Here is a 12,631-nt window from a genome sequence, read left to right as displayed (position 1 = left end):
GTCGGGGGACTGGGCAGGTATCACCGGCCGCTCCGGCCACTCCTCCTCAGCATGGGCAACGCAGATCAGTAACACCGAGCACGACTCCGCACGAACGCAGTACGCGCCGTCCGGCCGACCGGCGGCACGCAGTCGCCCGCGGTGCGTCCGCAGGGTGCAGGGGAGGGGAACCCGATGAACGCGACCGATCTGTTGTCCGACCGTTTCCGCCGACGTCTCGGGGCAGCGTCCGCCACCACGTCGCCCGTCACGGCAGTCCCGTTCGTCACGGCAGTCCGGCCATGAGCGCCCCCGCGGTCGCCTCCGGCGGCCCGAGCGCCGACCCGATCCCGCTGCCGCTGCCGCTGCCCGACATCACCGTTCCGGTGCTCGGCACCGTGGCGGAGACCGATCCGCCGCTGCTGGAGAGCCTGCTGCGGGCCGCCGTCGCCGGCGAGCCGCGGGCCCGGGAACGGCTGCTCGCCGAGATCCACCCGCTCGTGCTGCGGTACTGCCGGGCCCGGCTGGGCCGCCAGGAGACCGTGATGGGCTCGGCCGACGACGTCGCGCAGGAGGTCTGCCTCGCCGTCGTCAACGCCCTGCCCGGCTACACGCTGCGCGGGCTGTCGTTCCGCGCCTTCGTCTACGGCATCGCCGCCCACAAGGTCACCGACGCGTTCCGGGCCATCGGCCGCAACCGGAGCGAGCCCGTGGCCGACATCCCCGACACCCCGCTCGTCCACGACGGGCCGGAGCACCACCTGCTCCAGGTCGAGCTCACCGAGCGGCTCGGCGCGCTGCTGCACCTGCTCACGCCGCGGCAGCGCGAGGTGCTCGTGCTGCGCATCGCGGTCGGGCTCTCGGCCGAGGAGACCGCGCAGGCCGTCGGGTCCACCCCGGGCGCGGTCCGCGTCACCCAGCACCGGGCGCTCAACCGGCTGCGCCGCAAGATCCTCATGGCCATCGAGGCGGGTGTCGACGTCGAGGCCGTCGCCGCGGACGAGCCGGCCGACGACGAGTAGGAAACCCCGGGTCATCGGCCGGATGCCTCGGCGCGCCCTGACGGTAACGGGATGCGGGCGGGGAGTAACCTGAGGAGATCAAGAACGGCGATCGGGGTGGTCGCCGTGCAGGATCCGGGGAGGCTTCGTGTCGGCTGGCCAGATCGCGGCGCTCGTTGCCGCGGGGGCCTTCGTGGTCCTCGTGCTGCTGCTGGCCGTCCCGCTCCTGAAGCTCGGCCGCACGCTCGACGAGGCCACCATCGCCATCCGCAAGGCCCACGAGGGCAGCGACCCGCTGCTGCGGGACGCCCAGACCACGCTGCACCAGGTGAACACGCAGCTGGAGCGGGTCGACGGCATCACCTCCAGCGCGCGCACGGTGTCGAGCAACGTCTCGGTGCTCACGTCGCTGTTCACCGCCACCCTCGGCGGTCCCCTGGTGCGGGCCGCGGCGTTCAGCTACGGCCTGAACAAGGCGATCAAGGCCCGCCGCTCCGGGCGCGACGCCGGTGCCCACTCGCGGCCCGGCCGGAGGGGGCGGCGGAAGTGAAACGCCTGTTCTGGCTCGGGGTGGGGCTCGCCGTGGGCGTGTACGCCACGCGGCGCGCGTCCGAGGCGGCCCATGCGCTCACCCCGGCCGGGGTGGGGGCCAACGTCGCCGACGGCCTGCGCGAGCTCGGCGCCGGGCTGGGCGCGTTCGGCGCCGAGGTGCGCGCCGGGATGACCGAGCGGGAGCGGGAGCTCACCGACCTCGTGGAGCGCCGCACCGGCGCCCCGTTGCCCGCCGTGAGTGACGCGTTCGACGAGCCGGCCCCCGCGTACCGGCCGTCCCCTCGCGCGCGAGCGCGCCGGGCAGGGGCCTGACCGCGCCTGCGCGCGCGTCCCCCTGCCGTTCCGTGTCCCGCTCGCTGCGGGAGACTGGGCCGCGCCGCCTGAGGACGCCTGCCTCCCGTTCGACCCTTGGAAGCCAACCGTGCAGACCCACGAGATCACCCGTCGTTTCCTCGACCACTTCACGAGCGCCGGGCACACCCGCGTGCCCAGCGCCTCCCTGATCCTCGACGACCCCAACCTGCTCTTCGTCAACGCGGGGATGGTGCAGTTCAAGCCGTACTTCCTCGGGCAGGTACCGCCGCCGTACCCGCGGGCCACCTCGATCCAGAAGTGCGTGCGCACCGGCGACATCGACGAGGTCGGCAGGACCACCCGCCACAACACGTTCTTCCAGATGGCCGGGAACTTCTCCTTCGGCGACTACTTCAAGGAACGCGCGATCGAGCACGCCTGGAACCTGGTCACGGGCAGCCAGGACGCGGGCGGCTACGGCTTCGACCCGGACCGCATCTGGCCCACCGTCTACCAGGACGACGACGAGGCCTTCGAGCTGTGGCGCCGGATCACCGGCCTCCCGGCGGAGCGGATCCAGCGCCGCAGCGGCAAGGACAACTACTGGGACATGGGCATCCCCGGTCCGGGCGGGCCCTGCTCCGAGATCTTCTTCGACCGCGGGCCCGAGCACGGCCGCGAGGGCGGGCCCGAGGTCGACGAGGACCGCTACCTGGAGATCTGGAACCTCGTCTTCATGCAGGACGAGCGCGGCGAGCGGTCCCCGAAGGAGGGGTACCCGCCGGTCGGCAGCCTGCCGAAGAAGAACATCGACACCGGCATGGGCGTCGAGCGGGTGGCCTACCTGCTGCAGGGCGTCGAGAACGTCTACGAGACCGACCTGGTCCGGCCGGTGATCGCCCGTGCCGAGGAGTTCTCGGGCCGGCGCTACGGCGCCGATCACACCGACGACGTCCGCTTCCGGGTGATCGCCGACCACGCGCGCTCCGGCGTGATGATCATCGGCGACGGGGTCACGCCCTCGAACGAGGGCCGCGGCTACGTCCTGCGCAGGCTGCTGCGCCGCATCGTCCGCTCGGCCCGGCTGCTCGGCGTGCACGAGCCGGTGCTCGGCTCGTTCGCCGAGGTGGTGCGCGACGCGATGGCCCCGTCCTACCCCGAGCTCGTCACCGACTTCGAACGGATCTCGGCGGTCGTGCGCGCCGAGGAGGAGGCCTTCCTCGCCACGCTCACCGCCGGTTCGCGGATCTTCGACACCGCCGTCACGGCCACGAAGGAGGCCGGCGGCAGCCACCTCGCCGGCGACAAGGCGTTCCAGCTGCACGACACGTACGGCTTCCCGATCGACCTCACGCTCGAGATGGCCTCCGAGGCCGGGCTGTCCGTCGACGAGCAGGGCTTCCGCACACTGATGGAGGAGCAGCGCGCCCGCGCCAAGGCCGACGCCGCCAAGCACAAGGTGGGCCACGGCGACGCCTCCGTCTACCGCGCCGTGCTGGACGCCGCGGGCGGCAGCGAGTTCCTCGGCTACACCGACCTCGCGTCCGAGGCCCGCGTCGTCGGGCTCGTCGTCGACGGGGGCGGCGTTCCCGCCGCGGGCGCGGGCACGAAGGTGGAGGTCGTGCTCGACCGCACGCCGTTCTACGCCGAGGGCGGCGGCCAGCTCGCCGACACCGGGTGGATCCGGGGCGACGGGTTCACCGTCGACGTGGACGACGTGCAGTCGCCGGTGACCGGGCTGGTCGTGCACCGGGGCACCGTCACCGCCGGCGAGGCCCGCGTCGACGCCACCGTGCACGCCGAGGTCGACACCACCCGGCGCGGCGCGGTGTCGCGGTCGCACTCGGCCACCCACCTCGTGCACGCCGGCATGCGCAAGCACCTCGGCGACGCCGCCGCCCAGGCCGGCTCGCTCAACGCGCCCGGACGGCTGCGGTTCGACTTCACCTCGCCCGCCGGGGCCGTGCCGACGTCAGTGCTCACCGACGTCGAGGACGAGGTGAACGCGGTCCTGCAGAACGACGAGGAGGTCCGCTGGTTCATCACCTCCCAGGACGAGGCCCGCAAGCTCGGGGCGCTCGCGCTGTTCGGCGAGAAGTACGGGGACCGGGTGCGCATCGTCGAGATCGGCGACTACTCCCGCGAGCTGTGCGGCGGCACCCACGTGCACCGCTCCGGGCAGCTCGGGCTGGTGAAGCTGCTCTCGGAGGCCTCGATCGGGTCCGGTGTGCGCCGGGTGGAGGCACTCGTCGGGCTCGACGCGTTCCGGTTCCTCGCCAAGGAGCACGTGCTGGTCTCCCAGCTGGCCGAGCAGTTCAAGGCCCGGCCCGAGGAGCTGCCCGAGCGCATCGGCGGGATCGTCGAGCGGCTGCGGCAGGCCGAGCGGGAGCTGGAGAAGGTCCGCGCCGACGCCGTGCTCTCCTCGGCCGGCGCGCTCGCCGACGGCGCGGAGGACGTCGACGGGGTCGCGCTCGTCGCGGTCGCCGCCCCGGACGGCGTCGGCGGCAACGACCTGCGCGCGCTCGCCTCCGACGTCCGCGGCCGGCTGGGTGCGCGGCCCGGCGTCGTCGCGCTCTTCTCGGCCGACGGGGGCAAGGTGTCGTTCGTCGTCGCCACCACGGCCGCGGCCCGCGACCGGGGCCTCGCCGCCGGGAAGCTGATCCCGGCGTTCGCCCCGGCCGTCGGCGGCCGCGGCGGCGGCAAACCGGACCTCGCCCAGGGCGGGGGCACCAACGCCGCCGGCGTCCCCGACGCCGTGGCCGCGCTGCGCGGCGCGCTGCACGGGTGAACCGCGGACGGTTGCTCGGCATCGACGTCGGCGCCGTCCGGGTCGGGGTCGCGGTCTGCGACCCGGACGGCGTACTGGCCACCCCGCTGGTCACGGTCCCGCGCGACGTCGACGGGGGAACCGACCTGCGGGCCATCGCCGCACTCGCGGCCGAGCACGAGGCGGTCGGGGTGGTCGTCGGGCTGCCCCGCACCCTCGCCGGTCGCGACGGTCCCGCCGCCGAGGCGGCCCGCGCCTTCGCCGACGCCCTCTCGGGCGTGCTCACCGTGCCCGTCGAGCTGTCCGACGAGCGGCTCACCACCGTGGTGGCCACCCGGCAGCTGCGGGAGCGCGGCGTGAAGGGCCGCAAGCAGCGGGCCGTGGTGGACCAGGCCGCCGCCGTCGCGATCCTGCAGGGTTGGCTGGACGCGCACCGGCGCGGCTGATCATGCAACGGTTCGGGGGCCGTGACGCCCGACCGGACGACCCATGGCTACTCTCCGGTGTCGTGAACCCGGACGGATGGGACCACCGACGGCCGCCCCGCTCCGCGGGTGCCGGCGAGCGGCCCGGGTCGCGTCCGGTCCCACCGGCGCGGCCGCAGACCAGGCCGCCCATGCCGCCGATGCCCCCCGTGCCGCGGAACGGTTCGAACCCGGCGATGCGGCCCGCCCCGATCACGGACCCGGGCCCCAACACGGAGCCGGTGCCGGTGGTCGGGCCGAGGGTGCCCGCCGGACCGCGCCGGCCCGGCCCGGCCGGGCCCGCCCGGCACGGGCAGGCCGCCCGCCGGGACGTGCCGGCGACCGGCCCGCGTCCCGAGGACGTGCCCGAACCCCGCGCACCCGAGCAGGACGACGCGCCCGCGAAGCCGCCGCGGAAGAAGCGCAGGCGCACCACGGTGCTCCTGCTCGCGGTGCTCCTGCTCGGTGGGGTCGCGACGGCCGGGGTGTACTCGTTCGTCACCTGGTTCGCCGTCCCCGACTTCGAGGGGAACGGCACGGGTGACGTCGTGATCGAGGTGGAGGACGGCGACTCCACCAGGCAGATCGGCGCCGTTCTCGCGCAGAACGGCGTGGTGGCGGCCCCGGAGTCGTTCACCCGCGCCGCCGAGGACGAGGACCGCATCCGCGGCGTGCAGCCGGGCTTCTACCAGCTGCGTCGGCAGATGTCGGGGGCCGCGGCCGTGGAGATGCTGCTGGACCCGGCCGCCCGCGTCGGCCAGCTGGACATCCGCGGCGGCGTCCAGCTCGACGACACGCGGGCGCCCGACGGCTCGGTCGCACCGGGAGTGCTGACCCTGATCTCGGAGGCCACCTGCGCCCGGCTGGACGGCGAGGAGCGGTGCGTCTCGGTCGACGAGCTGCGCTCGGCCATGACCGACACCGACCCGGCCACCCTCGGCGTGCCCGAGTGGGCCCTCGAAGGCGTGTCGGCCGCCGAACCGCGGCGACGGCTCGAAGGCCTGCTCGTACCCGGCCGGTACGACGTCCCCCCCGGCGAGACCGCCGTCGACGTCCTGCACGGCCTGCTCGCCACCTCAGGGGCGCGGCTCGAGGCGGCCGGCCTGGTCGCCGGCGCGCAGAGCATCGGCTCCAGCCCGTACGAGGTGCTCACGATCGCCTCGCTCGTGGAGAAGGAGGCGATCAACCCGGACATGCCGAAGGTGGCCCGGGTGATCTACAACCGGCTCGGCGCCGGGCGGCGGCTCGAACTGGACTCGATGGTGAACTACCCGCTGGACCTGCAGGCGCTGCGCACCACCGCGGAGGACCGGTCGCGACCGGGCCCGTACAACAGCTACGCCGTCGCCGGCCTCCCGCCCACGCCGATCGCGGCGCCCGGCAAGGAGGCGATCGCCGCGGCGCTGGAACCCGAGCCGGGGCCCTGGCTGTACTTCGTGCGCTGCCAGACCGACGGCACGTCCTGCTTCGGGGCGACGATCGAGGAGCACAACGACAACGTGCGCGCCGCGCGCCAGAACGGCGCCTTCTGACCGGTCGTGATCGCAGCGAGTTGCACGCTGTGGTCGCCGGGACAGCGCCGGTGCACTGCTCGAACCGATCACGTGCCGCGAGCAGCACCTCGGCGTTGCCGCGGCCGCAGCGTCGTGCTGGTCGCATCGATCACGGGCTGCGCTGCTGCGCGGTGCGGGCAGGCCGTACCCGGCCAGCCGCTGCGTCACCGGTCACGGCCTCGGCGAGGGTCCGGTGCGTCCCGCGGAACCGATCCGCGCGGTCCACGGACTCGGCATCGATTCCGCGCGCCCCGGGCCCGCACGGCCGCGGTGCAGGTGCAGCGCGGGTTACCCGGGGACCCGAACGAGGAGAACCACTAGTCCTCGGGCCTGCCGAAGAAGCCCGGCGGGGGGATCGGGGACGGTGTCGCGGCACCGTCCACGGGCACCGCGACACCGTGGGCGAAGCGGCGGAGCTCGGGCCCGGTGAGCACCCGCGCCGGGAACGGGTCACCCGCGGCCCGCCGCGCGAGCTCGACCACCGGTAGCGGCTCCGCGGACGCGACGAGGACGAGGTTGCCGAACCGGCGCCCGTGGAGCAGCTGCGGCACCGCCAGCACGGCGACCTCCGCGAACACCGCGGCGGCGGCCGCGACCTGCGTGCGGGCGAACGCGAGCGACCCGCCGTCGGCGACGTTCGCGGCGTAGATCCCGCCGTCGGTGAGCACGGCGGCCGCGGCGCGCACGAACTCCACCGAGGTGAGGTGCGCCGGCGTGCGCGCACCGGCGAACACGTCGAGCACCAGCAGGTCGGCCGAGCCCGCGGGCACGTCGGCGAGCGTGGCCCTCGCATCGCCGACGACGACCTCGATGCCGGTGCCGTCGGCGGGTAGCCGGGAGGAGACGAGCTCGACGAGGCCCCCGTCCAGCTCGACCACCCGCTGGGGGGACCGGGGGCGGGTGGCGGCGACGTAGCGGGCGAGGGTCCAGGCGCCACCGCCGAGGTGCAGCGCCCGGAGCGGCGCGGTGGGCGGGGCCATGAGGTCGGCGACGTGCGCGAGGCGCCGCACGTACTCGAACTCGAGGTGCGTGGGGTCGTCGAGGTCGACGTGCGACTGCGCCGTGCCGTCCAGCAGCAGGGTCCAGCCTTGCGGCCGGTCGGGGTCGCCGACGAGCTCGGCCGTCCCGTGATCAACCTCGGCGGTGACGACCGCCCGCGCCACCCGCTGCTGCACGCCCCGATCCTGCACCCCTCGATCCTGCCCTGCCGCCGCCCGCGCCGCCCTCGGCGGCCGGCGGGTTGTCCACCTCGCGGTCCGGCCGTCCACAGATCCGCGGCGGCGCTCGGCCGGGGCCGCCCCCACGCCGAACATCGACAGCACGCAGCGGTGGCGGGGAGGGGCTGAAGGACATGGTCGGGACGGGGAGCGTGCAGGTGGGGATCGCGCTGCCGGTCGTGATGTCCGCCGGTGCCGGTGTCTGGGCCGGCGCCGGTGCGCGGGTGCTGTTGCGCCGGCTCCGCCGAGGCACCCGGATCCCGCCGCCCCGGTGCGAGCTGGGGGTGGCCGCGCTCTGGGCGGCCACGGGAGCGGCGTGGGCCGCAGGCGGGGTGCCGGGGGAGTGGGTACCCGCCCTGCTGGGGCTGGGGTGGCTCACCGTCGCGGCCGGCGCGGTCGACCTGCGGCACCGGCGGTTGCCGAACGCGCTCACGGTGCCGGCGCTGCCGGTCGCGTTGGTGCTCCTGCTGCCGGTGGGCCCGGAGGCGGTCGTCCGGGGCGCGGGTGGCGGGGCCGTGGCCGCCGCGGCGCACCTCGCGCTCCACCTCGTCGACGCGCGGGCGGTCGGCGCGGGCGACGTGAAGCTCGCCGCCCCGCTGGGTGCGGTGCTGGCGGCGGTGACGTGGCCGGCGCTCGTGCTGGGGGCGGTGGCGGCCGCGACGTTCACGGTCGTGCTCGCCGCGATCGGCTCGCCCGCGCGGTCCGGGGCCCGGGCGCCGGCCACTGCGGGGCCGGGGCCGCCGCGCGGGCGGCGGCTCGTGGCTCGGGCGGTGCCGCACGGGCCCTCGATGCTGCTCGCCACCTGGCTGGTTGCGGTCGTGCTCCTCGCACTGGGTGCGGGGCCGGACAGGTGGGGGAGGTGAGAGAATCCCGATCGTGCTGCGCTGGATCACCGCCGGGGAGTCCCACGGTCCTGCCCTGGTCGCCGTGCTGGAGGGCATGGTCGCCGGGGTCGGGATCACCACCAAGGAGGTCGCCGCGGAGCTCGCGCGCCGCCGCCTGGGCTACGGCCGGGGTGCGCGGATGAAGTTCGAGGCCGACGAGCTCGAGGTCATCGGCGGGATCCGGCACGGCGTCACCCAGGGCGGCCCGGTCGCGGTCCGCATCGGCAACACCGAGTGGCCGAAGTGGGAGACGGTCATGGCGGCCGATCCCGTCGACCCCGAGCTGATCGCCGGGCGGGCCCGCAACGCGCCGCTCACCCGGCCCCGTCCCGGTCACGCCGACCTCGCGGGGATGACGAAGTACGGCTTCGACGACGCGCGGCCGGTCCTGGAGCGCGCCAGCGCCCGCGAGACCGCGGCGCGGGTCGTGCTGGGCACCGTCGCGAGGGCGTTCCTGGCCCAGGCCTTCGACGTCGCGATCGTGTCGCACGTGGTGGCGCTCGGCGCCGCGGAGGCGCCCGAGGGCGAGGCCCCCGGTCCGGGCGACCTGGATCGCGTGGACGCGAGCCCGGTGCGGGCCTGGACGGACGAGGCCACCGCGGCCATGGTCGCCGAGGTCGACGCCGCGCAGCAGGACGGCGACACGCTCGGCGGCGTGGTCGAGGTGATCGCCTACGGCCTCCCGGTGGGCATCGGCTCGTACGTGCAGAGCGACCGCAGGCTCGACGCGCGGCTCGCCGGGGCGCTCATGGGCATCCAGGCGATGAAGGGCGTCGAGATCGGCGACGGCTTCCGCACGGCCCGCCGGCGCGGCAGCGCCGCGCACGACGAGATGGTGCCCGGTGAGCCGGTGCAGCGCCTGTCCAACCGGGCCGGCGGCATCGAGGGCGGCATGACCAACGGTGAGCCGGTGCGGGTGCGGGTCGCGATGAAGCCGATCTCCACGGTCCCGAGGGCGCTGCGCACCGTCGACGTGGCCACCGGCGAGCCCGCGCTGGCGATCCACCAGCGCTCCGACGTCTGCGCCGTACCGGCGGCGGGCGTGGTGGCCGAGGCGATGGTCGCGCTGGTGCTGGCCGAGGCCGCGCTGGAGAAGTTCGGCGGCGACTCCCTCGCCGAGACCCGCCGCAACCTGCGCGGGTACCTCGACACGACGCCCACCGGCACCACGCCGGCCGACACGGTGGACTGAGGCAGCGGCGCCACCCGCGGGCCGCTCGCGCGGATCGTCAGGGTTCGGCGCGTTCCCGGGCGCCGCCGCGGCCGCGGTGGGTCCCCGCGTGGAAGGCCGCGGCGCGCTCCGACGGCTTGCCCCGCTCGCGGCACTCGGCCGGGCCGGCCGCGGTGGGCTCGGGGTCGTCGTCGGCCACGAAAGCGGTGAACGGCGTCCCGGAGTCGATGCCACCGGGGGCGCGCAGCTGCGGTTCGATGTGCGACTGGCGTCGGCGGCGGGGGAGCGGAAGCTGCTCCCGCGCGGGCGTGGGCCCGTCCGGCGGCAGGGGCATGGCGTCCGGGTGGGTCACCGATCGCCCTCGCTGCGCCGCTCGCTCTCGCGGTGGGTCACCAGCTGCTCCGATCGTGCGGAATCGCGGTCCTGGCGCACGATATCTGATCTCCGATCGGGCCGCCGACGGAGCCGGGCAGGAGCACCCGTACGTGCCTGCACCGGGTCTTCCCGGCGGTCACTACGCTGGTTGCGTGCCTGTCGAGAGTCGCCCCACGCTCGTCGTCGTCGGTCCGCCCGGGTCCGGGAAGACCACGGTCGGTCGCGTCCTGGCCCGGCGCCTCGGCGTCGCCTTCGCCGACGTCGACGCGATGATCGTGGAGCGCACCGGGCGGGCGATCGCCGACCTGTTCCTCCAGGACGGTGAGGACGGGTTCCGGCGCATCGAGCGGGAGGTCGTCGCGGAGGCGCTGGCGAACCACGACGGGGTGCTCGCCCTCGGCGGCGGTGCCGTCCTCGCGGCCGAGACCCGCGCGCTGCTGGGGGCCCACCGGGTCGTGCACCTGTCCGTCGGGCTGGCCGACGGGCTGCGGCGCACCGGCATGTCCACGGCGCGGCCGCTGCTCGCGGGCGTCAACCCGCGTGCCACGTTCAAGGCACTCCTCGACGCGCGGGCGCCGCTGTACCGGGAGGTGGCCACCGTGGAGGTCGCCACGGACCGCCGCAGCCCCAACCAGGTGGCGCGGGCGGTGCTGGAAGCGCTCGGCGAGATTCCTGCCTCCGCCGCGCCCGACCCGGTCGACCCGGACGACCCGCTCGACCGGCCCACCCCGCGGGGTGGCTCCACGCTGCCGGACCCCACCGTCCGGCTCTGAACCGACCGGCGCCGACCCGTCAACCTCTGGGCGCAGCGGCCGTCAGTAGGGTGATCGCCGTGACTTCGACGGTGCGGATCGACGTGGCCACGGAGCGGCCGTACCCGGTGCTCGTGGGCCGCGGGGTCCGCGCGGAGCTGGCGGCCACCGTCAACGGGCTGGACGCGGCGGCCGCGCTGATCGTGCACCAGCCGGCGCTGGCCGACCTGGCGGAGGCGGTCCGGGAAGAGCTTTCGGACGCGGGCGTCGACGCGCACCGCGTGGAGGTCCCGGACGCCGAGGACGGCAAGGCCTTGGCCGTCGCCGGCTTCTGCTGGGAGGTCTGCGGCCGGATCGGCCTGACGCGGGGCGACGTCGTCGTGTCGCTGGGCGGTGGCGCGGTCACCGACCTCGCCGGGTTCGTCGCGGCCACCTGGATGCGCGGTGTGCGGGTGGTGCACGTGCCCACCACGCTGCTCGCGATGGTCGACGCGGCGGTCGGCGGGAAGACCGGCATCAACACGGCCGCGGGCAAGAACCTCGTCGGCGCGTTCCACGAGCCCACCGCGGTGCTCGTCGACCTGGCGGTGCTCGACACGCTGCCGGCGCCGGAGCTGGTGGCGGGGAGCGCGGAGATCGTGAAGACCGGCTTCATCGCCGACCCGATGATCCTGGAGCGCATCGAGGCCGGTGCGGCGGCGGCGCTGGACCCGGCGGGCGCGGTGCTGCCCGAGCTGGTGGAGCGCTCGATCCGGGTCAAGGCCGACGTGGTGGCGGCGGACCTGCGCGAGTCGCACCTGCGGGAGATCCTGAACTACGGCCACACGCTCGGGCACGCGATCGAGCGGCGCGAGGAGTACCGCTGGCGCCACGGCGCCGCGGTGAGCGTCGGCCTGGTGTTCGCGGCCGAGCTGGCGCGGGCCGCGGGCCGGCTCGACGATGCCACGGCCGACCGGCACCGGGCGGTGCTCGAGTCGCTCGGGCTGCCCGTCGGCTACGCGGCGGGGGTGCTGCCCGAGCTGGTCGAGTCGATGCGTGGCGACAAGAAGGCGAGGGCGGGCACGTTGCGTTTCGTGGTGCTGGACGGGTTGGCGAAGCCGGGGCGGCTGGAGGGTCCGGACCCGCAGCTGCTGGAGCGGGCGTACGCGGCGGTGTCGGCATGAGCGAGCAGAACCGGGTCCTCGTGCTCAACGGGCCGAACCTGGGCCGGCTCGGCACCCGGGAGCCCGCCGTGTACGGCCGCACCACCTACGCCGACCTCGTCGCGCTGTGCGAGCGCACCGGCGCCGAGCTGGGCTGCCACGTCGAGGTCCGCCAGACCGACCACGAGGGCGAGCTGCTGGGCTGGCTGCACGAGGCCGCCGACGCGGGCGCGCCGGTGGTGCTCAACGCCGCCGCGTGGACCCACACCTCGGTGGCGGTGCGCGACGCGTGCTCCCAGCTCACCGCGCCGCTGATCGAGGTGCACATCACGAACGTGCACCGGCGTGAGGAGTTCCGCCACCACTCCTACATCTCCGGGGTCGCCACCGGCGTGATCGTCGGGCTCGGGGTGGACGGCTACGCACTGGCCTTGCGGTGGATCGCCGCCCACACGCAGGCCCAGGCGTAGGAGCGGCACA

The 12,631-nt window shown here is 75.3% G+C and carries 13 protein-coding genes; 11 read left to right on the top strand and 2 right to left on the bottom strand.

From position 1 onward, the window contains the following. The first annotated feature begins 281 nt into the window (after positions 1-281). The 6 genes from shbA (at position 282) to ACU436_RS00395 (ending at position 6,589) form a co-directional block, all read left to right on the top strand. Entirely contained in the window at positions 282-1,001 is a 720-nt protein-coding gene (shbA, locus tag ACU436_RS00420) for an RNA polymerase sigma factor ShbA (protein ID WP_459020588.1), read from the top strand. 127 nt (positions 1,002-1,128) lie between these two features. After that, on the top strand, positions 1,129-1,530 hold the full coding sequence (locus tag ACU436_RS00415) for a DUF948 domain-containing protein (RefSeq protein WP_459020587.1): 402 nt from the start codon (positions 1,129-1,131) through the stop codon (positions 1,528-1,530). After that, positions 1,527-1,844 (top strand): hypothetical protein, encoded by a 318-nt coding sequence (locus ACU436_RS00410; protein WP_459020586.1) that lies wholly within the window; start codon positions 1,527-1,529, stop codon positions 1,842-1,844. The genes ACU436_RS00415 and ACU436_RS00410 overlap by 4 nt, the downstream gene beginning before the upstream one ends. Positions 1,845-1,953: 109 nt before the next feature. Continuing rightward, positions 1,954-4,614 (top strand): alanine--tRNA ligase, encoded by a 2,661-nt coding sequence (gene alaS, locus ACU436_RS00405; RefSeq protein WP_459020585.1) that lies wholly within the window; start codon positions 1,954-1,956, stop codon positions 4,612-4,614. Continuing rightward, entirely contained in the window at positions 4,611-5,039 is a 429-nt protein-coding gene (ruvX, locus tag ACU436_RS00400; RefSeq protein WP_459020584.1) for a Holliday junction resolvase RuvX, read from the top strand. The genes alaS and ruvX overlap by 4 nt, the downstream gene beginning before the upstream one ends. 179 nt (positions 5,040-5,218) lie before the next feature. After that, entirely contained in the window at positions 5,219-6,589 is a 1,371-nt protein-coding gene (locus tag ACU436_RS00395) for an endolytic transglycosylase MltG (protein ID WP_459020583.1), read from the top strand. Between the two features lie 338 nt (positions 6,590-6,927). Here the strand turns inward: ACU436_RS00395 and ACU436_RS00390 are convergent, their stop codons facing one another. Beyond that, positions 6,928-7,800 (bottom strand): spermidine synthase, encoded by an 873-nt coding sequence (locus ACU436_RS00390; RefSeq protein ID WP_459020582.1) that lies wholly within the window; start codon positions 7,798-7,800, stop codon positions 6,928-6,930. Between the two features lie 161 nt (positions 7,801-7,961). Here ACU436_RS00390 and ACU436_RS00385 point away from each other — a divergent pair, with 161 nt between their 5' ends. Together ACU436_RS00385 and aroC are read left to right on the top strand one after the other, a co-directional pair. Continuing rightward, positions 7,962-8,690, top strand: coding sequence for a prepilin peptidase (locus tag ACU436_RS00385; protein ID WP_459020581.1), 729 nt, complete (start codon positions 7,962-7,964; stop codon positions 8,688-8,690). A gap of 13 nt (positions 8,691-8,703) precedes the next feature. Next, on the top strand, positions 8,704-9,903 hold the full coding sequence (gene aroC, locus ACU436_RS00380) for a chorismate synthase (protein WP_459020580.1): 1,200 nt from the start codon (positions 8,704-8,706) through the stop codon (positions 9,901-9,903). Positions 9,904-9,940: 37 nt separating this feature from the next. Here the strand turns inward: aroC and ACU436_RS00375 are convergent, their stop codons facing one another. Then, entirely contained in the window at positions 9,941-10,234 is a 294-nt protein-coding gene (locus ACU436_RS00375) for a hypothetical protein (RefSeq protein WP_459020579.1), read from the bottom strand. A 175-nt stretch (positions 10,235-10,409) separates the two neighbouring features. On the opposite strand from ACU436_RS00375, the gene ACU436_RS00370 reads away from it, so the two are divergent. The 3 genes from ACU436_RS00370 to aroQ are packed head-to-tail and all read left to right on the top strand — an operon-like array spanning position 10,410 to position 12,621. Then, the gene (locus tag ACU436_RS00370; RefSeq protein ID WP_459020578.1) at positions 10,410-11,030 is read left to right on the top strand and encodes a shikimate kinase; all 621 of its coding nucleotides are present in this window, start codon (positions 10,410-10,412) and stop codon (positions 11,028-11,030) included. A gap of 59 nt (positions 11,031-11,089) precedes the next feature. After that, positions 11,090-12,172 carry a 3-dehydroquinate synthase gene (aroB, locus tag ACU436_RS00365; protein ID WP_459020577.1) on the top strand — a complete coding sequence of 361 codons (1,083 nt, stop codon included), beginning with the start codon at positions 11,090-11,092 and terminating at the stop codon, positions 12,170-12,172. Further along, the gene (aroQ, locus tag ACU436_RS00360; RefSeq protein WP_459020576.1) at positions 12,169-12,621 is read left to right on the top strand and encodes a type II 3-dehydroquinate dehydratase; all 453 of its coding nucleotides are present in this window, start codon (positions 12,169-12,171) and stop codon (positions 12,619-12,621) included. The genes aroB and aroQ overlap by 4 nt, the downstream gene beginning before the upstream one ends. Positions 12,622-12,631 lie beyond the last annotated feature (10 nt).

The sequence above is a fragment of the Pseudonocardia wallangbongensis genome (genome assembly GCF_054486945.1).
This window is presented reverse-complemented; position numbering and strand designations above follow the sequence as displayed.

Excerpts from the sequence above, each read along its gene's own strand:
- shbA (WP_459020588.1), top strand. The coding sequence starts at position 282 with ATGAGCGCCCCCGCGGTCGCCTCCGGCGGCCCGAGCGCCGACCCGATC.
- ACU436_RS00395 (WP_459020583.1), top strand. The coding sequence starts at position 5,219 with ATGCCCCCCGTGCCGCGGAACGGTTCGAACCCGGCGATGCGGCCCGCC.
- ACU436_RS00385 (WP_459020581.1), top strand. The coding sequence starts at position 7,962 with ATGGTCGGGACGGGGAGCGTGCAGGTGGGGATCGCGCTGCCGGTCGTG.
- aroQ (WP_459020576.1), top strand. The coding sequence starts at position 12,169 with ATGAGCGAGCAGAACCGGGTCCTCGTGCTCAACGGGCCGAACCTGGGC.